At 68.9% G+C, this 19,360-nt stretch carries 16 protein-coding genes and 2 pseudogenes; 9 read left to right on the top strand and 9 right to left on the bottom strand.

Translation table 11 applies throughout. The features are described 5' to 3' along the window. Positions 1–86: 86 nt before the first annotated feature. From ACFYZS_RS10795 to dnaA (ACFYZS_RS10755), 9 genes and pseudogenes are all read right to left on the bottom strand, one after another. Entirely contained in the window at positions 87–788 is a 702-nt protein-coding gene (locus ACFYZS_RS10795; RefSeq protein ID WP_389009401.1) for a DUF3566 domain-containing protein, read from the bottom strand. A gap of 3 nt (positions 789–791) precedes the next feature. Then, a complete protein-coding gene (gyrA, locus tag ACFYZS_RS10790; protein ID WP_389009398.1) occupies positions 792–3,386 on the bottom strand; it encodes a DNA gyrase subunit A in 2,595 nt (864 codons plus the stop codon). A gap of 44 nt (positions 3,387–3,430) precedes the next feature. Then, positions 3,431–5,488, bottom strand: a complete 2,058-nt coding sequence (gyrB, locus tag ACFYZS_RS10785) for a DNA topoisomerase (ATP-hydrolyzing) subunit B (protein ID WP_389009396.1) — start codon at positions 5,486–5,488, stop codon at positions 3,431–3,433. 285 nt (positions 5,489–5,773) lie between these two features. Next, positions 5,774–6,337 (bottom strand): DUF721 domain-containing protein, encoded by a 564-nt coding sequence (locus ACFYZS_RS10780; protein ID WP_389009393.1) that lies wholly within the window; start codon positions 6,335–6,337, stop codon positions 5,774–5,776. Then, complete coding sequence (gene recF / locus ACFYZS_RS10775) at positions 6,334–7,482, bottom strand: DNA replication/repair protein RecF (protein WP_389009391.1); 1,149 nt, start codon at positions 7,480–7,482, stop codon at positions 6,334–6,336. The genes ACFYZS_RS10780 and recF overlap by 4 nt, the downstream gene beginning before the upstream one ends. 74 nt (positions 7,483–7,556) lie before the next feature. Then, on the bottom strand, positions 7,557–8,432 hold the full coding sequence (gene gnd, locus ACFYZS_RS10770) for a phosphogluconate dehydrogenase (NAD(+)-dependent, decarboxylating) (RefSeq protein WP_389009388.1): 876 nt from the start codon (positions 8,430–8,432) through the stop codon (positions 7,557–7,559). Positions 8,433–8,730: 298 nt separating this feature from the next. Continuing rightward, entirely contained in the window at positions 8,731–9,861 is a 1,131-nt protein-coding gene (gene dnaN, locus ACFYZS_RS10765) for a DNA polymerase III subunit beta (RefSeq protein WP_389009385.1), read from the bottom strand. Positions 9,862–10,755: 894 nt separating this feature from the next. Further along, positions 10,756–11,889 (bottom strand): annotated as a pseudogene (dnaA, locus tag ACFYZS_RS10760) (chromosomal replication initiator protein DnaA); the annotation flags it as partial. 117 nt (positions 11,890–12,006) lie between these two features. Continuing rightward, a pseudogene (gene dnaA / locus ACFYZS_RS10755) lies at positions 12,007–12,540 on the bottom strand (chromosomal replication initiator protein DnaA); the annotation flags it as partial. 355 nt (positions 12,541–12,895) lie between these two features. On the opposite strand from dnaA (ACFYZS_RS10755), the gene rpmH reads away from it, so the two are divergent. The 9 genes from rpmH (at position 12,896) to ACFYZS_RS10710 (ending at position 19,356) form a co-directional block, all read left to right on the top strand. Further along, positions 12,896–13,033: a 50S ribosomal protein L34 gene (rpmH, locus tag ACFYZS_RS10750; RefSeq protein WP_008741645.1), complete on the top strand. Its 138-nt coding sequence runs from the start codon at positions 12,896–12,898 to the stop codon at positions 13,031–13,033. 21 nt (positions 13,034–13,054) lie between these two features. Further along, complete coding sequence (rnpA, locus tag ACFYZS_RS10745) at positions 13,055–13,429, top strand: ribonuclease P protein component (RefSeq protein ID WP_389009382.1); 375 nt, start codon at positions 13,055–13,057, stop codon at positions 13,427–13,429. Next, positions 13,426–13,707: a membrane protein insertion efficiency factor YidD gene (yidD, locus tag ACFYZS_RS10740; protein ID WP_078613072.1), complete on the top strand. Its 282-nt coding sequence runs from the start codon at positions 13,426–13,428 to the stop codon at positions 13,705–13,707. Before rnpA ends, yidD begins: the two co-directional genes overlap by 4 nt. Before the next feature lie 3 nt (positions 13,708–13,710). Next, positions 13,711–14,814 (top strand): membrane protein insertase YidC, encoded by a 1,104-nt coding sequence (gene yidC / locus ACFYZS_RS10735; RefSeq protein WP_389009379.1) that lies wholly within the window; start codon positions 13,711–13,713, stop codon positions 14,812–14,814. Positions 14,815–14,829: 15 nt separating this feature from the next. Next, on the top strand, positions 14,830–15,342 hold the full coding sequence (locus ACFYZS_RS10730; RefSeq protein ID WP_389009376.1) for a protein jag: 513 nt from the start codon (positions 14,830–14,832) through the stop codon (positions 15,340–15,342). 112 nt (positions 15,343–15,454) lie between these two features. Then, entirely contained in the window at positions 15,455–16,195 is a 741-nt protein-coding gene (rsmG, locus tag ACFYZS_RS10725) for a 16S rRNA (guanine(527)-N(7))-methyltransferase RsmG (protein WP_037835282.1), read from the top strand. Positions 16,196–16,441: 246 nt separating this feature from the next. After that, on the top strand, positions 16,442–17,527 hold the full coding sequence (locus tag ACFYZS_RS10720) for an AAA family ATPase (protein WP_389009373.1): 1,086 nt from the start codon (positions 16,442–16,444) through the stop codon (positions 17,525–17,527). Continuing rightward, positions 17,524–18,633, top strand: coding sequence for a ParB/RepB/Spo0J family partition protein (locus ACFYZS_RS10715; protein WP_389009371.1), 1,110 nt, complete (start codon positions 17,524–17,526; stop codon positions 18,631–18,633). Before ACFYZS_RS10720 ends, ACFYZS_RS10715 begins: the two co-directional genes overlap by 4 nt. Before the next feature lie 105 nt (positions 18,634–18,738). After that, positions 18,739–19,356: a GNAT family N-acetyltransferase gene (locus ACFYZS_RS10710; RefSeq protein ID WP_229337905.1), complete on the top strand. Its 618-nt coding sequence runs from the start codon at positions 18,739–18,741 to the stop codon at positions 19,354–19,356. Positions 19,357–19,360 lie beyond the last annotated feature (4 nt).

Below are 19,360 nucleotides of genomic sequence, written 5' to 3'. Positions count from 1 at the left end.
TGCGCGCTGACTCCTGAAGATTAGCGCACAGACACGGTCCCGCCAAAATCCGTTCCCCGGGGCAGTCCCCGCAGGTCAATCAGCGGTCATTCGTCCTCGGCGAGCGTGAGCTCCACACCGCCGACGAAGCCCGCCGACAGGTTGTAGATGAACGCGCCCAGCGTCGCCAGCGCCGTCGCCAGCACCACGTCGATGACCGCGATCACCGACGTGAAGATCAGAACGCGCGGCAGCGACAGGAACGACTGGAGGTCGAAGCCGTTGCTCTCGTTCGACCCGGTCGCCTCGCTGATGGTGCCGCCGACGGTCGAGAAGACGCCCATGGCGTCCATGACCATCCACAGCACCGCCGCCGCCACGATCGTGCACACGCCCAGCGCGATCGACAGCAGGAAGCTGACCTTCATCACCGACCACGGGTCGGCCTTGGCCACCCGCAGCCGCGCCTTGCGCGTCCTGGGCGTCGTACGGGCCCCCGTACGCGCCTTGCGCTGCGCGGCGGCGTCCCCGGCGGCGCGGGGCGCGCCCGGGGCCGCAGGCGCCGCGTACGCCTGCGGCGGGTGGTACGGCTGCTCCTGCGGCCGGCCGGCCGCAGGCGCGGCACCGGTGGCCGCCGCAGCGGCCGCCTTCGGCTCCGGATCCGGCTTCGACTTCGGCTTGCGGGTGTCCGTCACGGTTCTCCCCCTGCCCTCGGCGGCCTCGGCGCCCGCGTCCGGGGAGTCCGCGGCGGGGCCACGGGTACCGTCCTCCCCAGTCTTGGCCGGTCCGGCGCCCGTGGCTCCACTCACGACTTACTCCTCGTGCTCCCCGGCCGAGGGCTGCGTGCCCTCGGCGGCCTCGGCGGCCTGTCCTTCGGCTGCGTCGGTCTCCTCGACCTCGTCAGCTTCCTGACCGGCCTCGGCGTTACGAGCGATACCGACCACGGCATCGCGCTTGCCCAGGTTGATCAGCTGGACGCCCATGGTGTCACGGCCGGTCTCCCTGACTTCGTTGACTCGCGTACGAATCACACCACCGCCCAGCGTGATGGCGAGAATCTCGTCCGTCTCGTCCACCACGAGCGCCCCGACGAGCGATCCGCGGTCCTCCACGATCTTGGCGGCCTTGATGCCCAGACCGCCACGGCCCTGGACGCGGTACTCGTCGACCGGCGTCCGCTTGGCGTAGCCGCCGTCGGTCGCGGTGAAGACGAACGTACCCGGCCTCACAACGCTCATGGAGAGCAGTTCGTCACCTTCGCGGAAACTCATGCCCTTCACGCCCGAGGTGGCGCGGCCCATCGGGCGCAGCGCGTCGTCGGTCGCCGTGAAGCGGATCGACTGCGCCTTCTTGCTGATGAGCAGCAGGTCGTCCTCGGCGGAGACCAGCTCGGCGCCGATCAGCTCGTCGTCGCTGCCGTCCTCGGTCTCCCGGAGGTTGATGGCGATGACGCCGCCCGAACGGGGCGAGTCGTAGTCCTTGAGCGCCGTCTTCTTCACCAGGCCGCCCTTGGTGGCCAGGATCAGGTACGGGGCGGCCTCGTAGTCGCGGATCGCGAGGATCTGGGCGATCTTCTCGTCCGGCTGGAAGGCCAGCAGGTTCGCCACGTGCTGCCCGCGGGCGTCGCGGCCGGCGTCCGGCAGCTCGTACGCCTTGGAGCGGTAGACCCGGCCCTTGTTCGTGAAGAACAGCAGCCAGTGGTGCGTGGTGGACACGAAGAAGTGGTCGACCAGGTCGTCCTGCTTCAGCTTCGTGCCGCGCACGCCCTTGCCGCCGCGCTTCTGCGAGCGGTAGTCCTCGGTCTTGGTGCGCTTGACGTAGCCGCCGTGCGTGATCGTGACGACGATGTCCTCTTCGGCGATCAGGTCCTCCATGGACATGTCGCCGTCGAAGGGCACCAGCTTGGAGCGCCGGTCGTCGCCGAACTTCTCGACGAGAGCCGCCAGCTCCTCGCTGACGATCGAGCGCTGCTTCTCCGGCGAGGCCAGGATCGCGTTGTACTCGTTGATCTTCGCCTGGAGCTCGTCGTGCTCGGCGACGATCTTCTGCCGCTCCAGGGCCGCCAGGCGCCGCAGCTGCATCTCGAGGATCGCGTTGGCCTGGATCTCGTCGATCTCCAGCAGGCCCATCAGGCCCTCGCGCGCGATCTCGACGGTGTTGCTGCGCCGGATCAGTGCGATGACCTCGTCGATCGCGTCCAGCGCCTTGAGCAGGCCGCGCAGGATGTGCGCGCGCTCCTCCGCCTTGCGCAGGCGGAACTTCGTCCGCCGGACGATGACCTCGATCTGGTGCGTGACCCAGTGGCGGATGAACGCGTCGATCGACAGCGTGCGCGGCACGCCGTCCACCAGCGCCAGCATGTTCGCGCCGAAGTTCGTCTGCAGGTCGGTGTGCTTGTACAGGTTGTTCAGCACGACCTTGGCGACGGCGTCGCGCTTGAGCACGATCACCAGGCGCTGGCCGGTGCGCGACGAGGTCTCGTCGCGGACGTCGGCGATGCCGCCGATCTTGCCGTCCTTCACGAGGTCGGCGATCTTCTGCGCCAGGTTGTCCGGGTTGGTCTGGTACGGAAGCTCCGTGACCACCAGGCACTGGCGGTTCTGGATCTCCTCGACCTCGACCACCGCGCGCATCGTGATCGAGCCGCGCCCGGTCCGGTACGCCTCCTCGATGCCCTTGCGGCCCACGACCAGCGCGCCCGACGGGAAGTCGGGGCCCTTGATCCGCTCCAGGAGCGCGTCGAGCAGCTCCTCGTGCGAGGCGTCCGGGTGCTCCAGCGCCCACTGGGCGCCGGCCGCGACCTCGCGCAGGTTGTGCGGCGGGATGTTGGTGGCCATGCCGACCGCGATACCGGCGCTGCCGTTGACCAGCAGGTTCGGGAAGCGGGCCGGCAGGACGGTCGGCTCCTGGTTGCGGCCGTCGTAGTTGTCCGTGAAGTCGACGGTCTCCTCGTCGATGTCCCGGAGCATCTCCATGGCCAGCGGCATCAGCTTGCACTCGGTGTAGCGCATCGCGGCCGCCGGGTCGTTGCCCGGGGAGCCGAAGTTGCCGTTGCTGTCCACCAGCGGCATGCGCATCGACCACGGCTGGGCCAGGCGGACCAGGGCGTCGTAGATGGAGCTGTCGCCGTGCGGGTGGTACGTGCCCATGACGTCGCCGACGACGCGGGCGCACTTGTAGAAGCCCTTCTCGGGCCGGTAGCCGCCGTCGTACATCGCGTACAGCACGCGGCGGTGGACCGGCTTGAGGCCGTCCCGTACGTCGGGCAGCGCGCGGGACACGATGACGGACATCGCGTAGTCGAGGTAGGAGCGCTGCATCTCCGTCTCGAGCCCGACGGGCTCGATGCGCAGCACGGGCTGCTCCTCCGCGGGATTCTCGGCGGTGGGGGTGGTTTCGTCGGCCATTGCTGGTCAGAAGTCCTTTCAGGCGGCGGTCAGCGGAGGCCGACTCAGATGTCGAGGAACCGAACGTCCTTGGCGTTGCGCTGGATGAAGGAGCGTCGTGCTTCGACGTCCTCGCCCATCAGCACGGAGAACAGGTCGTCGGCCTGGGCCGCGTCGTCGAGGGTGACCTGGCCGAGCACGCGGTGGTCCACGTCCATGGTCGTGACGCGCAGCTCCTCGGCGTTCATCTCGCCCAGACCCTTGAAGCGCTGGATCGAGTCTTCCTTGATCCGCTTGCCGTTCTGCTTGCCGAGCTCCACCAGCGCGTCGCGCTCGCGGTCCGAGTACGCGTACTCGAAGTCGTCCCGGCCCCACTTGATCTTGTAGAGCGGCGGGCGGGACAGGTACACGTGACCGGCCTCGACCAGCGGCCGCATGAAGCGGAAGAGGAAGGTGAGCAGCAGGGTGTTGATGTGCTGGCCGTCGACGTCGGCGTCCGCCATCAGGATGATCTTGTGATAGCGGAGCTTCTCGATGTCGAAGTCCTCGTGCACACCGGTGCCGAAGGCGCTGATCAGCGCCTGGACCTCGGTGTTCTGGAGGATCTTGTCGATACGGGCCTTCTCGACGTTCAGGATCTTGCCGCGGATGGGCAGGATGGCCTGGTACATCGGGTTTCGGCCGGACTTCGCGGAGCCGCCGGCGGAGTCGCCCTCGACGATGAAGATCTCGCACTTGGTCGGGTCGTTCGACTGGCAGTCGGACAGCTTGCCCGGCAGCGAGGCGCTCTCCAGCAGGCCCTTGCGGCGGGTCAGGTCGCGGGCCTTGCGGGCCGCGACGCGGGCCGTGGCCGCCTGGATCGACTTGCGGACGATGTCCGCGGCCTCGACCGGGTTGCGGTCGAACCAGTCGTTGAGGTGCTCGTGGACGACCTTCTGCACGAAGGTCTTGGCCTCGGTGTTGCCCAGCTTGGTCTTCGTCTGGCCCTCGAACTGCGGCTCGCCCAGCTTCACCGAGATGATCGCCGTCAGACCCTCGCGGATGTCCTCGCCGGCGAGGTTGTCGTCCTTCTCGCGCAGCAGCTTCTTGTCGCGCGCGTAACGGTTCACCAGACCCGTCAGCGCGGCCCGGAAGCCCTCCTCGTGCGTACCGCCCTCGTGCGTGTGGATCGTGTTCGCGAAGGAGTAGACCCCCTCCGTGTACTGCGAGTTCCACTGCATCGCGATCTCGACCGAGAGCATGCGCTCCTTGTCCTCGGCCTCGACGTCGATGACGGTCGGGTGGATGAGCTCGCCCTTGCGCGAGTTCAGGTACTTCACGAAGTCGACGATGCCGCCCTCGTAGTGGTACTTGACCGTGCGCGCCTGCTGGTCGTCGGCCTCCTCGGCCGAGTCCGCGCCCACGGTCGCCTTCGCCGACTCGCGCTCGTCGGTCAGCGACAGGGTCAGGCCCTTGTTGAGGAAGGCCATCTCCTGGAAGCGCCGCGACAGCGTCTCGAAGGAGTACTCGGTCGTCTCGAAGATGTCGCCGTCGGCCCAGAAGGTGACCGAGGTGCCGGTCTCGACCGTCTCCTCGTTCTTGGCCAGCGGGGCCGTCGGCACGCCCAGCTTGTAGTCCTGGGTCCAGCGGTGGCCGTCCGTCTTGACCTCGACCGCGACCTTGGTCGACAGGGCGTTCACAACGGACACGCCCACGCCGTGCAGACCGCCGGAGACGGCGTAGCCGCCACCGCCGAACTTGCCGCCCGCGTGCAGGACCGTCAGGACGACCTCGACGGCCGGCTTCCCCTCGGACGGCACGATGCCGACCGGGATGCCTCGGCCGTTGTCGACCACGCGCACCCCGCCGTCGGCGAGGATCGTCACGTCGATGGTGTCCGCGTGCCCGGCCAGGGCCTCGTCGACCGAGTTGTCCACCACCTCGTACACGAGGTGGTGCAGCCCGCGCTCACCGGTCGAGCCGATGTACATGCCTGGCCGCTTGCGGACCGCGTCCAGGCCCTCGAGGACCTGGATCGCACTCGCGTCGTACGAGGCGGTGACCTCGCCGTTCTCGCCGGCTGTGGACTGGTTGTCGTTGGGGTTGCCGGAATCGGCCACGAAGCGCCCTTTCTGGCACAGCACAGGCCGTACTCCGGGCCAGCAGGCATGCAAGCAGGAGCGGCTGCGTCGATCTGCGTTGTCAGCGTTTGTCAGCGGGATCCCGCCACAGGGCGGGATTCGCTTCAGTCTACCGGTACCACGGACATGAATGGGGGTTTGCCGGTACCTCAGTCCGCATGTGCCGCCCTGAACCTCCTCTCTCCGACTCCCCATATCCGGGAAGGGGCTCAAAGAGGCTCACGCGGGCGTCCAGCGCTTCGGCCTGTCAACCTCTCGCTACCGTGAGGGACGCCACGCGATCCGGGGCTATCCGTACGTGTCCCCCGGCCCCGTGCTGCCCGGCGCGCGCAGCGGCCCGTACCGCTTCGGGCGCCCGCCCGGGCCCTGGACCTTGATCATCCGGACCGTTCCCTGGCCCAGGTCCGCGTTGAGCCGGGCCACCAGCTGCGGGGCCAGCAGCTTCAGCTGCGCCGCCCAGGCCGAGGAATCACAGCGCACGAGAAGTTCACGGTCCTCGTACCGGTCCGGTTCACAGTGCGCCGCGATCTCCGGCCCGACGATCTCCGGCCAGCGCTCCATCACGCCCGCGACCGCCATCGGCATCTCCCAGCCGCGCTCGGTGCGCAGCCGGTCCAGCGCCGCCATGAGCGGCATCGGGTCGCGGCCGTCGGCGCGGGCGCCCGAGCGCAGACCGGGCCGGTGCCTGTTCTTCCCGCCGGCCGCGTTGCCCCGGGCCCGCGCCTGTTCGCGGGCGGCCGCCAGCGCCTGGCGGGCGAGGTCCACGCCCGAGGGCTCGGGGACCTTGCGGGGGCCGGTCGTACCGGATTCCTTCTTGCCGTCGCCCTTGTCGTCGCCCTTGGTGTCGCTCACAGCCGGGTCACCTCACCGCCGGACACCCCGAACCGGGTCCCCGCCAGCACCCCCGGAACGTCGTCGTCCACCGCCGCCGTCACCAGTACCTGCTCTCCCGGGGCCACCAGCTCCGCCAGCCGCTCCCGGCGCCGCGCGTCCAGCTCGGCGAACACGTCGTCCAGGATCAGCACCGGCTCGGCGCCCTCCGAACGCAGCAGCTCGTACGAGGCCAGCCGCAGCGCCAGCGCGTACGACCAGGACTCGCCGTGGCTCGCGTACCCCTTCGCTGGCAGCTCGCCCAGGCGCAGCAGCACGTCGTCCCGGTGCGGGCCGACGAGGGTCACGCCGCGCTCGATCTCCTGCTTGCGGACCTCGGCCAGGGCCGCCAGCAGGACCTCGTACAGGGCTTCGCGGGTGCGGGCCCCGCCGCCGTCGACGGCCTCCCCGGCCTCGCCGGCGGCCGAGGACCTGTACGCCAGCCCCAGCGGGCCGCCGCCCGGCGCGAGCTGCTCGTACGCCTTGTCCGCGAGCGGCAGCAGCGTCGCGATCAGGTCGAGGCGCTGCGCCAGCAGCTCCGCGCCCGCGCGCGCGAGGTGCTGGTCCCAGACGTCGAGGGTGGACAGGTCCATGGAGCGGCCGCCGTGCCGGCGCGCCATCGCCGCGGACTTCAGCAGGGTGTTGCGCTGCTTCAGCACCCGCTCGTAGTCCGAGCGGACCCCCGCCATCCGCGGCGAGCGGGCCGTGACGAGCTCGTCGAGGAACCGCCGGCGCTCCCCGGGGTCCCCCTTCACCAGGGCCAGGTCCTCCGGCGCGAACAGCACCGTCCGGACGATCCCCAGTACGTCCCGGGGCCTGACCTGCGAGGACCGGTTGATGCGGGCGCGGTTGGCGCGGCCCGGGTTCAGCTCCAGCTCGACCAGCTGCTGGCGCGCGCCGTGGGTGACGGCCGCGCGGATGACGGCGCGGTCCGCGCCCATCCGGACCAGCGGGGCGTCCGAGGAGACGCGGTGGCTGCCGAGCGTGGCCAGGTAGCCGATGGCCTCGACCAGGTTCGTCTTGCCCTGGCCGTTGGGTCCCACGAAAGCGGTGACGCCCGGGTCGAGGGGTACCTCGGCCCGGGCGTACGAGCGGAAGTCGGCCAGTGAGAGATGCGAAACATGCATACGGCGCCGACCTCCCCCGGCTTCCTGCTGCTCTGCTCTGTGCTGCTGTGGAGCGGTTGTGGACAGGCTGTGGATTACGCCTTCTCGACCGCGTGGCCGCCGAACTGGTTGCGCAGCGCGGCGATCATCTTCATCTGCGGGGAGTCCTCCTGGCGGGACGCGAACCGCGCGAAGAGCGAGGCGGTGATGGCGGGCAGCGGCACGGCGTTGTCGATCGCCGCCTCCACCGTCCACCGGCCCTCGCCCGAGTCCTGCGCGAAGCCGCGCAGCTGCTCCAGGTGCTCGTCCTGGTCGAGGGCGTTGACGGCCAGGTCCAGCAGCCAGGAGCGGATGACGGTGCCTTCCTGCCAGGAGCGGAAGACCTCGCGGACGTCGGTGACCGAGTCCACCTTCTCCAGCAGCTCCCAGCCCTCGGCGTAAGCCTGCATCATGGCGTACTCGATGCCGTTGTGGACCATCTTCGCGAAGTGGCCCGCGCCGACCTTGCCCGCGTGCACGGAGCCGAACTCGCCTTCGGGCTTGAGGGCGTCGAAGATCGGCTGGACCCGTGCGACGTGGTCCTTCTCGCCGCCGTACATGAGCGCGTAGCCGTTCTCCAGGCCCCACACGCCGCCGGAGACACCGCAGTCGACGAAGCCGATGCCCTTGGTGGCCAGTTCCGCGGCGTGCTTCTCGTCGTCGGTCCAGCGCGAGTTGCCGCCGTCGACGACGATGTCGCCGATCGAGAGCAGCTCGGCGAGCTCGTCGACGGTGGACTGCGTCGCCGCACCTGCCGGGACCATCACCCACACCACGCGGGGGGCCTGCAGGCTGTCCACAAGTTCCCGCAGGCTGTGGACATCGGCAAGGTCCGGGTTGCGGTCGTATCCGATGACGGTGTGGCCTGCGCGGCGGATGCGCTCGCGCATGTTGCCGCCCATCTTGCCGAGACCGACGAGACCAAGCTCCATCAGGTGGTTCCTTAAGCGTTGTGGCCGTCTGTGCCGGGTTTCCCGGAAATCACCCGGGGCACCCAGGCTCCGAGCCTACGCCGGGCGGTGCCGCCGGGCGCCACGGGCGCTCCAGGGAGGGCCGTACGGGGCCCGTGCGGGGTCTGTACGCGGCCGGTGCGGGGTCCGTGCGGCCTTTGCGCGCGGGCCCCGCGTACGGCTCTCGTACGGGCTGCTCCGTACGGGCTCTTCCGTACGGGGGCGGACGACGTCGGGCCCGGCCCCGCGCCTGCGAGACCGGGCCCGACGAACGCGCGCGTCAGCCGGACAGGCGCACCGGCATGATCAGGTACTTGTAGGCCTCGTCCGCCTCGGCGTCGACCGCCGGACGGCCGCTCAGCAGCGCCGGCTTGGTGGAGGTGGTGAAGCTCAGCTGCGCGGCCGGCGAGTCGATCGCGCTCAGGCCGTCCAGCAGGAAGGTCGGGTTGAAGGCGATCGAGATGTCGTCGCCCTCGAGCTTGGCGTCCACACGTTCCACAGCCTGTGCATCGTCGGAGGAGCCGGCCTCCAGGATCAGCACGCCCTGCTCGAAGCTGAGGCGGACCGGGGTGTTGCGCTCGGCGACCAGGGCCACGCGCTTGACGGCCTCGACGAACGGGGCGGTCTCGATGACGGCGATGGAGTTGAACTCCGTCGGGAACAGCGTGCGGTACTTCGGCAGGTCGCCTTCGAGCAGGCGCGTGGTGGTGCGGCGGCCGGCGCCCTCGAAGCCGATGAGCCCCTCGCCCGCGCCGGAGCCCGACAGCGCCAGGGTGACGGTGTCACCGCTGGTCAGGGACTTGGCGGTGTCCAGGAGCGTCTTCGCGGGCACCAGGGCCACGGCGGAGGCGTCCGGGCTCTCCGGCTTCCACAGGAACTCGCGGACCGCGAAGCGGTAGCGGTCGGTGGAGGCCAGGGTGACGCGGTCGCCCTCGATCTCGATGCGGACACCAGTCAGCACGGGCAGCGTGTCGTCGCGGCCGGCCGCGATGGCGACCTGGGCGGCGGCGGAGGCGAAGACCTCACCGGGCACGGTGCCGGTCGCGGTCGGCATCTGCGGCAGCGCCGGGTACTCCTCCACAGGCAGGGTGTGGAGTGTGAACCGCGAGGAGCCGCAGACCACGGTCGCCCGTACACCGTCTGTGGAAATCTCCACCGGGCGGTTGGGGAGGGCGCGGCAGATGTCGGCGAGCAGCCGGCCGGAGACGAGGACGGTGCCGTCCTCCTCGACGTCCGCCTCGACGGAGACGCGGGCCGAGACCTCGTAGTCGAAGCCGGAGAGGGACAGCGTGCCCTCCTCGGCCTTCAGCAGCAGGCCCGCGAGAACGGGCACCGGCGGCCGGGCCGGGAGGCTACGGGCAGCCCAGGCCACCGCCTCCGCGAGTACGTCGCGCTCCACCCGGATCTTCACCGGAACCGCCTCCTGCTGTTGCTCGCTCGTCTGCCGGCCTTCGTTCTCGGCCCGATGCCTCGATGCCCTCGATGGCTCGGAGCCTCGGTGCCGGGCACCAGTCTGACGTACGGCGCCGACAGTCGGTGCTGCCGGAGGTCAAGTCGGGAGCGAGGTGTCGGGGAGGCGTCCCCACCGAGTTGTGCACAGGACCCGCTTGAAAGCCGAAACCGGGCTAACTCTCTATGGGGGTAGTAGTAGGGCCTGTGGAAACGGTGGATAAGCCCGTTGTCGCAGGTCAACCCGCGTTTTTTATCCACCGGGCCTGTGGGTGACACCGGTGGACAACACGGTGTGTCTGTGGAGAACAAAAACTTCTGCACAGGCCGTCCCCAGGTGGCCCCGACTACTCCACAGGTGTGTCCCCAGGTTTCCCCCAGTACTCCACAGCCCAAACGTCGACTTCCGTGTGACCGCTTTCACTCCCGGTGGTGACGGGAGGTGGAATGTTGCCGAACAGTGGACAGCGGTGTGGGTAACTCGTCGGATCCTGTGCACAGAGTGCGGGAACCTGTGGGTCGGCGGTGGACGAAGGAGTGGATGAGCCTGTGGATGAAAGTTCTGTCCACAGCCTGTGGATGGGGCTTGCGCACAAATCCACAGGGTTCTGACCAGTGCTGATGGTGCCTCATCAGGCAGCCCTGTGGACAGATTGTGGGTGGCCGAACCCGTCCCCAGCCTGTGGACGGAAGAAAGTCGGGGAATCTGTGGATGAGTTGCTCCACAGGGGGCGTATTCGAACAGGTCAGGGGCGCGCGGACGAAGAAGGGCGCCCCCGAAGTACCCCGGGAGCGCCCTCTGGAAGCGTTTGAAGAGGCCCGGCCGGGCCCGCCGGCACGGCTACAGGCCCCCGGCTCAGCCGTTCTTGATGCGGTTGGTGAGCTCGGTGACCTGGTTGTAGATCGACCGCCGCTCCGCCATCAGGGCCCGGATCTTGCGGTCCGCGTGCATGACGGTGGTGTGGTCGCGGCCGCCGAACTGTGCCCCGATCTTGGGCAGTGAGAGGTCCGTGAGCTCCCGGCACAGGTACATGGCGATCTGCCGGGCGGTGACCAGCACGCGGCTGCGCGAGGAGCCGCACAGGTCGTCCACGGTGAGGCCGAAGTAGTCCGCGGTGGCCGCCATGATGTCCGTCGCCGTGATCTCGGGGGCGGAGTCCTCGCCGCCGGGGATCAGGTTCTTGAGGACGTCCTCGGTCAGACCCAGGTCGACCGGCTGCCGGTTCAGGCTCGCGAAGGCCGTGACCCGGATCAGCGCCCCCTCCAGCTCGCGGATGTTGCGCGAGATGCGGGAGGCGATGAACTCCAGTACCTCCGGCGGGGCGTTGAGCTGCTCCTGTACGGCCTTCTTGCGCAGGATCGCGATGCGGGTCTCCAGCTCGGGCGGCTGGACGTCGGTGATCAGGCCCCACTCGAAGCGGTTGCGGAGCCGGTCCTCGAGGGTGACGAGCTGCTTGGGCGGCCGGTCGGAGGACAGCACGATCTGCTTGTTGGCGTTGTGGAGCGTATTGAAGGTGTGGAAGAACTCCTCCTGCGTCGACTCCTTGCTCGCGAGGAACTGGATGTCGTCGACGAGCAGGATGTCCATCTCGCGGTAGCGCTTGCGGAACGCGTCGCCCTTGCCGTCGCGGATCGAGTTGATGAACTCGTTGGTGAACTCCTCGGAGCTCACGTACCGCACCCGCGTGCCGGGGTACAGGCTCCGCGCGTAGTGCCCGATGGCGTGCAGGAGATGCGTTTTGCCCAGGCCCGATTCCCCGTAGATGAAGAGGGGGTTGTACGCCTTGGCGGGCGCCTCGGCGACGGCCACCGCGGCGGCGTGCGCGAAGCGGTTGGACGCGCCGATGACGAACGTGTCGAACAGGTACTTGGGGTTGAGCCGGGCGGTCGGCTCCAGCGGGCCCGAGGTCGAGCCGCCCGAGGAGGACGGGGGCGGCGCGGGCCGGCCGGGCGCGGGGCGCGGGGCCGGCTGCTCGTACGGCTGCTGCTCGTATTGATGGGACTGCTGGGGCGGGCGGGGCTCGTACTGCTGCTGCTCGTACTGCTGCTGGTCGAAGGAGCCCTGCTCGTACCCGCCGGAATCGGACTGCTGGAGGTAGCCCGGCTGCGGGGAGGCGTACGGATCGCGCTCGGGGAAGCCGCCGAGGCGCGGCTGCTGCCAGCCGTAGTCGTCCTGCTGGCCGCCGCGGGGCCAGGAGCCGGGCTCGGGGCGCGACTGCTGGTAGTCCGGGTAGGCGGGGCGGGCGGTGGGGAGCTGGTCTTCGGAGGGTCCGCCGGGGCCGTTGTGGCCGCCGCCGCGCTGGTTGCCGTACGGCTCGTACGACTCGGAGCGCTGCTGCGCGGCCGCGGGCAGGGGCGCGGGCTCTCCCGCGGAGTCGTCGACCGTGATGGCGATGCGGATGGGGCGGCCGCACTCGCGGCTGAGCGCATCGCTGATCAGCGGGGCGAGCCGGCCCTCCAGGACGCGCTTGCCGTACTCGTTGGGGACGGCGAGCAGCGCGGTGTCGGCGACGAGGGCCAGGGGCTGGCAGCGCTCGACCCACTGCTTGTCCTTGGGCTCGATCGCCTGCTGTCCCTCCCCGAGGAGCTTTTCGAGCACCCTTGGCCACACTGCGGCAAGATCGGCAGGTACGTCAGCCACAGAGCACGCTCTCTCACAGGGGTCCCACGAATGTGTGGTTCTTTGGGACGGTCGGGACAAAAAATCCGGGATCAGACAACGGTAGTCAGGCCGACGGGTACGGTTCAAGTCGTTGTCCACAGCCTGTGCACAGTGTGGGGGCACATCACCTCGGTTTGACCGGATGGCGTAGCCGCGCGTACCGTAACGAGGTCGAGTTGTCGATGGCTGCTGCCGCCTGCCTACCGATGGGCGAAGATCACCTTTTGTGATCGTTTAGCGGTGCCACTCGGGCGAACACGCGAGTTTCCTCGTGGGCGCACGGTGACAGCCAGGCGATGTCCCGCCACAACGATTCATTCTCTGGAGCCCCCGAGTGAGCAAGCGCACCTTCCAGCCGAACAACCGCCGTCGTGCCAAGACCCACGGCTTCCGTCTCCGGATGCGTACCCGTGCCGGTCGCGCGATCCTCGCGAACCGCCGTGGCAAGGGCCGCGCCGCCCTTTCCGCGTAACAACGCGCAGGTCGTGACGTCGTGCTGTCTCCCGAGAATCGGCTGAGGCGGCGCGAGGACTTCGCGAGCGCGGTACGCCGAGGTCGACGGGCTGGTCGCCCGCTCCTCGTCGTCCACCTACGTACAAGCGGTGCAACGGACCCGCACGAGCCGGGGGAGATCGATCCCTCGACGCGTGCGGGTTTCGTCGTCAGCAAGGCCGTGGGTGGCGCCGTCGTCCGTAACCGGGTGAAGCGCCGTTTGCGCCATCTTGTCCGCGAGCGCCTCTCCCGGCTGCCCGCCGGTAGCCTGGTGGTAGTGCGGGCATTGCCCGGCGCGGGTGATGCCGGTGCCGACGAACTGGCCCGGGACCTGGATGCCGCTCTGACGCGGCTCCTGGGAGGCGTGGCTCGATGAAGTACCCGCTGCTCGCATTGATCAAGCTGTACCAGTGGACGATCAGTCCGCTGCTCGGGCCGGTGTGCCGTTATTACCCCTCGTGCTCGCACTACGGGTTCACGGCCATCGACCGGCATGGTGCGGTGAAGGGGACGGTTCTGACCGGCTGGCGGATCCTGCGGTGCAATCCGTGGTCCGCCGGTGGTGTCGATCATGTCCCACCCCGTAAACGCCCGCGTTGGCACGAGCAGCTGCGCAGTGCGTTGCGTAGATCTCGCAATGCTCAAGGAGCCTGATTAGTGGACACGATTGCCAGTCTGTTCAGCTTTATCACCACGCCCGTCTCGTGGGTCATCGTCCAGTTCCACAGCTTGTACGGCGCGATTTTCGGCCCGGACAGCGGTTGGGCCTGGGGCCTGTCGATCGTGTCCCTGGTGGTCTTGATCCGGATCTGCCTGATCCCGCTCTTCGTGAAGCAGATCAAGGCGACGCGTGGCATGCAGGCGCTCCAGCCGAAGATGAAGGCGATCCAGGAGCGCTACAAGAACGACAAGCAGCGCCAGTCCGAAGAGATGATGAAGCTGTACAAGGAGACGGGTACCAACCCGCTCTCCTCGTGCCTGCCGATCATCGCGCAGTCCCCGTTCTTCTTCGCGCTGTACCACGTGCTCTCGGCCATCGCCAACGGCAAGACCATCGGCGTCATCAACGAGTCGCTGCTTGAGAGCGCCCGCCAGGCGCACATCTTCGGTGCCCCGCTGGCGGCGAAGTTCACGGACAGCGAGGAGAAGGTCGCCGCGCTCGGCGCCTCTCTGACCGACGTCCGGATCGTGACCGCGGTCATGATCGTCCTGATGTCGCTGTCGCAGTTCTACACCCAGCGTCAGCTGATGCAGAAGAACGTCGACCTCTCGGTCAAGACGCCGTTCATGCAGCAGCAGAAGATGCTGATGTACATCTTCCCGCTGATCTTCGCCTTCATGGGCATCAACTTCCCCGTGGGTGTTCTCGTCTACTGGCTGACCACCAACGTGTGGACCATGGGCCAGCAGATGTACGTGATCAACCAGAACCCGACGCCGGGAAGCAAGGCGCAGGACCAGTACCTGACCCGTCTGGTGAAGCACGTGACCACGCACGGCGAGGTCAAGGGTCGGGGCAAGAAGAAGATCGTCGCGGCGATCGTGGCCAAGGGCCCGGACCGCAATGACAACGAGCGCAAGTTCATCACGGCTCTCACGAAGCAGGGTCTGGCTGCGCAGGCGGACGGGTCTGTGATCAAGAGCGCCGAGGCCACGGCCGACTCTGACGCGGCGAGCGGCGGTGCCGCCAAGCGGCAGCAGCCGAAGCGGCAGACGAAGTCGCAGCGCCAGACGCCCCCCAAGCCCTCTTCCAAGAAGTAAGAAGGAGTCCCTCCCGTGACGGAAGGCACCACCACCGCCGCCGCTGAGAGTGGCGACACCCTGACCCGCCTCGAGCAGGAGGGTGAGATCGCGGCCGACTACCTCGAGGGTCTGCTGGACATCGCCGACCTGGACGGGGACATCGACATGGACGTCGAGGCCGACCGGGCCGCGGTGTCGATCGTCAGTGACTCGGCCAGCCGTGACCTTCAGAAGCTCGTGGGCCGCGACGGTGAGGTCCTGGAGGCTCTGCAGGAGCTGACCCGCCTCGCCGTGCACCGCGAGACCGGGGACCGCAGCCGCCTGATGCTGGACATCGCGGGCTTCCGTGCGAAGAAGCGCGATGAGCTGGCGGCGCTCGGTGCCCAGGCTGCGGCGGACGTGAAGGCTTCCGGTGAGCCGCTGAAGCTGGCGCCGATGACCCCCTTCGAGCGCAAGGTCGTCCACGACGCCGTGGCGGCCGCCGGCCTGAAGAGCGAGTCGGAGGGCGAGGAGCCGCAGCGCTTCGTCGTCGTGCTCCCGGCCTGATCGCAAGCCTGAGTGTTCGGCCCCGTCTGTGTCGCAGACGGGGCCGAAGTTTGTCAGCCTGGCAGTGCCGGTCCCGGCGGTGCCAGTTCGAGCAGTGCGTTTTCAACGATCCATGCGGTACGGAAGGACGGTCCCCGTGACGGAGGCAGCGGAGCTTCCCCCGGCGCCTGAAGAGGCGCGCGCGGTGTTCGGCGAGTTTTTCCCGGAAGCTGTGCGGTATGCGGAGCTGCTGGCGGACGCGGGGGTCAAGCGCGGCCTGATCGGCCCGCGTGAGGTACCGCGGCTGTGGGAGCGGCACCTGCTGAACTGTGCGGTGCTCTCGGAGGTGGTGCCCGAGGGTGTCACCGTCTGCGATGTCGGCTCGGGTGCCGGCCTGCCCGGCATTCCGCTCGCTCTGGTGCGGCGTGATCTGAAGATCACGTTGCTGGAGCCGCTGCTGCGGCGTACGACCTTCCTGCAGGAGGCCGTGGAGCTGCTGGGCCTGGACCACGTCACGGTGGTGCGCGGCCGGGCCGAGGAGATGCTCGGCAAGGTGCAGCCGGTGCACGTGGTGACGGCGCGAGCCGTGGCTCCGCTGGATCGTCTGGCGGGCTGGGGCGTGCCCCTGCTGCGTCCGTACGGGGAGATGCTGGCGCTCAAGGGCGACACCGCCGAGGAGGAGCTGGTGGCGGCGAAGACCGCACTGGCGAAGCTCGGTGTGGTGAAGACCTCGGTGCTGCAGGTGGGCGAAGGTGTGGTGGATCCGCTGTCCACCGTGGTCCGGGTCGAGGTCGGAGAAAGCCCCGGTGGGGTGAGGTTCGCGGCCAAGCGGGCTAAGGCCGCGCGGACCAGCCGGACTCGTCGACGCCGCTGATTTCCGGGGTATTGAGCCCTATAGGTATGGATTTCGGAGTGTCGTAGCGGCCCGAAGACCCTGTCTGGGCTGTGTCCGGGCATCGTGTTTCACGTGAAACGTCGCTCTCTGCTGCACGGAATCATCAGCCGCGGCCGTGCGGCTGCGTCCCCTCGTTCGCGCAAGGGCGAAGGGGGGACGGAGTTGTCCACAACGGTGGATTCATCCACAGGAGTACGGGCCCCGCTGGTTCGCGACCCGGGTGTCATGGCAGGCTCTGTTCATCGCGAGCCTGATGTCGAGGAGAGTGACACCGTGCGGTCCGACGCCAACCTCGCGGGGCCGATGGCCGACCCGGTCCCCGGTCCCCGCTCTGAATCAGCGGGGGACGATGTTTCACGTGAAACATCGTCGCCTCTTGTAGACAACGACACGCCCATCGGCCGTGCCGCCCAGATGGCGGTCGAAGCTCTGGGGCGCGCCGGCGAGGGGCTGCCCCGCCCGGCGCAGACACGGGTCATCGTGGTCGCCAACCAGAAGGGCGGCGTGGGCAAGACCACGACGACCGTGAACCTGGCGGCCTCACTGGCCCTGCACGGTGCTCGCGTCCTGGTGGTCGACCTCGACCCGCAGGGCAACGCGTCCACGGCGCTCGGTATCGACCACCACGCGGATGTGCCCTCGATCTACGACGTGCTCGTGGACAGCCGGCCGCTGCTGGAGGTCGTCCAGCCGGTGGTGGACGTGGAGGGGCTCTTCTGCGCTCCGGCCACGATCGACCTGGCGGGTGCGGAGATCGAGCTGGTGTCCCTGGTGGCCCGCGAGAGCCGGCTCCAGCGGGCCATCCAGGCATACGAGCAGCCGCTGGACTACATCCTGATCGACTGCCCGCCCTCGCTGGGACTGCTGACCGTTAACGCGTTGGTGGCCGGCGCCGAGGTACTGATCCCGATCCAGTGCGAGTACTACGCACTGGAGGGGCTGGGGCAGCTGCTGCGCAACGTCGACCTGGTGCGGGCCCACCTGAACCCGTCGCTGCACGTGTCGACGATCCTGCTGACGATGTACGACGGCAGGACCCGGCTGGCCTCGCAGGTGGCGGAGGAGGTGCGCACCCACTTCGGCAAGGAGGTGCTGCGCACGAGCATCCCGCGTTCGGTGCGCATTTCCGAGGCGCCGAGCTACGGCCAGACGGTGCTCACCTACGATCCGGGTTCGAGTGGTTCTCTCTCCTATCTGGAAGCGGCGCGTGAGATCGCGCTGCGGGGGGCCGGAATTTCGTACGACGCCCAGCACGCCCATCTGGGCGCGGGCATGAACAGCACGCAGAGTGTGGCGGAGGGGATCCAGTGAGTGAGCGACGTAGGGGTCTGGGGCGGGGGCTCGGCGCGTTGATCCCCGCCGCTCCCCAGGAGAAGACGCCGCCGGTGATCGGTGCCGGCTCGACGTCTCCGTCGGCGGTGCCGACGCTGCCTTCGGAGCGCGGGGTCGCGGCGGCGAAGCTGGCTTCGCTGGCGCAGGCCGATGTTTCACGTGAAACATCGGTTGCTGCTGCCGGCGTGAACGCGGTCGCCGTGGTGGATGAGCCGGAGACGGTGGCGCCCGAGGCCAACGTGGTGGCCGGGGCGACGTTCGCCGAGCTCCCGATGGACTCGATCACGCCGAACCCGCGGCAGCCCCGTGAGGTGTTCGATGAGGACGCTCTGGCGGAGCTGGTCACCTCCATCCAGGAGGTGGGTCTGCTCCAGCCGGTGGTCGTGCGCCAGTCGGCTCCGGACCGCTACGAGCTCATCATGGGTGAGCGCCGCTGGCGGGCCTGCCGGGAGGCCGGGCTGGAGCGCATTCCGGCGATCATCCGGGCGACGGACGACGAGAAGCTTCTGCTGGACGCGCTGCTGGAGAACCTGCACCGGGCGCAGCTGAACCCCCTGGAGGAGGCGGCCGCGTACGACCAGCTGCTCCAGGACTTCAACTGCACGCACGACCAGCTGGCGGACCGGATCGGGCGTTCGCGTCCGCAGGTGTCCAACACGCTGCGCCTGCTGAAGCTGTCGCCTCCGGTGCAGCGCCGGGTGGCCGCGGGGGTGCTGTCCGCCGGACATGCGCGGGCTCTGCTGTCGGTGGAGCACTCCGAGGCCCAGGACAAGCTGGCGCACCGGATCGTGGCCGAGGGACTGTCGGTGCGTGCGGTCGAGGAGATCGTCTCGCTGATGGGCTCCGAGCCCGAGGGGCCTGTGAAGCCGAAGGGTCCGCGGGCCGGTACCCGGGTGGCTCCGGCGCTGAGCGAGCTGGCGACGCGGCTGTCGGACCGGTTCGAGACGCGGGTGAAGGTGGATCTGGGCCAGAAGAAGGGCAAGATCACCGTCGAGTTCGCCTCGATGGAGGATCTGGAGCGGATTCTGGGGACGCTGGCGCCGGGCGAGGGCCGGGTGCTGGAGCAGGGCCTGTCCGGGGAGTGAGTCCCCGGCCGCCGAGGGGCGGATCGTGCCGGTGCGAATCGGCGCGGTCCGCCCCTTTGCCTTGTCGCGGTTTCGCCTGATTCGGGCTGTGGATACGATGCGCTCATGGGGCGTCGGTTGGTACCACTCACGCTGGACAACCTCCAGGACCTGCCTCGGCGTTGCCGGTCCTGTGTGTTCTGGGAGTTGGATCCCGTCAGCGGTGAAGCCGCAGTGAAGGCGGGGACTCCGGCGCAGGAGAAGGAGGCGTGGATCTCCGCCGTCCTGCTGGAGTGGGGCTCGTGCGGTCGCGTGGTCTACGTGGACGAGATCCCCGTGGGATTCGTGCTGTACGCGCCGCCGGCATACGTACCGCGGGCCGCTTCGTTCCCGACGAGTCCGGTCTCCCCGGATGCGGTGCAGCTGATCACGGCCTGGATCATGCCGGGTTATCAGGGCCAGGGCTTGGGCCGGGTGATGGTCCAGACGGTGGCGAAGGACCTGCTGCGGCGCGGGTTCCGTGCGATCGAGGCGTTCGGGGACGCGCGCTGGGAGGGCCCGGCCTGTCTGCTGCCGGCGGACCACCTGCTGGCCGTGGGCTTCAAGACGGTACGGCCGCATCCCGTCCACCCGCGACTGCGGCTGGAGATGCGCTCGACGCTCTCGTGGAAGGAAGACGTGGAGCTCGCGCTGGACCGGCTGCTCGGTGCGGCACGCAAGGAGCCCGCGCTGCGCCCGCTGTGATGGA

Source organism: Streptomyces sp. NPDC001903 (genome assembly GCF_042891345.1).
In the GTDB taxonomy this organism is placed as follows: Bacteria; Actinomycetota; Actinomycetes; order Streptomycetales; family Streptomycetaceae; genus Streptomyces.
The sequence above is the reverse complement of the archived record's forward strand: the minus strand, read 5'-3'. Positions and strand labels throughout refer to the sequence as shown.

Coding starts and splice junctions, on each gene's coding strand:
- recF (WP_389009391.1), bottom strand. CDS start 7,482: ATGCATGTTTCGCATCTCTCACTGGCCGACTTCCGCTCGTACGCCCGG.
- gyrA (WP_389009398.1), bottom strand. CDS start 3,386: ATGGCCGACGAAACCACCCCCACCGCCGAGAATCCCGCGGAGGAGCAG.
- yidD (WP_078613072.1), top strand. CDS start 13,426: ATGAAGTACCCGCTGCTCGCATTGATCAAGCTGTACCAGTGGACGATC.
- ACFYZS_RS10710 (WP_229337905.1), top strand. CDS start 18,739: ATGGGGCGTCGGTTGGTACCACTCACGCTGGACAACCTCCAGGACCTG.
- rsmG (WP_037835282.1), top strand. CDS start 15,455: ATGCGGTACGGAAGGACGGTCCCCGTGACGGAGGCAGCGGAGCTTCCC.
- gnd (WP_389009388.1), bottom strand. CDS start 8,432: ATGGAGCTTGGTCTCGTCGGTCTCGGCAAGATGGGCGGCAACATGCGC.
- ACFYZS_RS10720 (WP_389009373.1), top strand. CDS start 16,442: ATGGCAGGCTCTGTTCATCGCGAGCCTGATGTCGAGGAGAGTGACACC.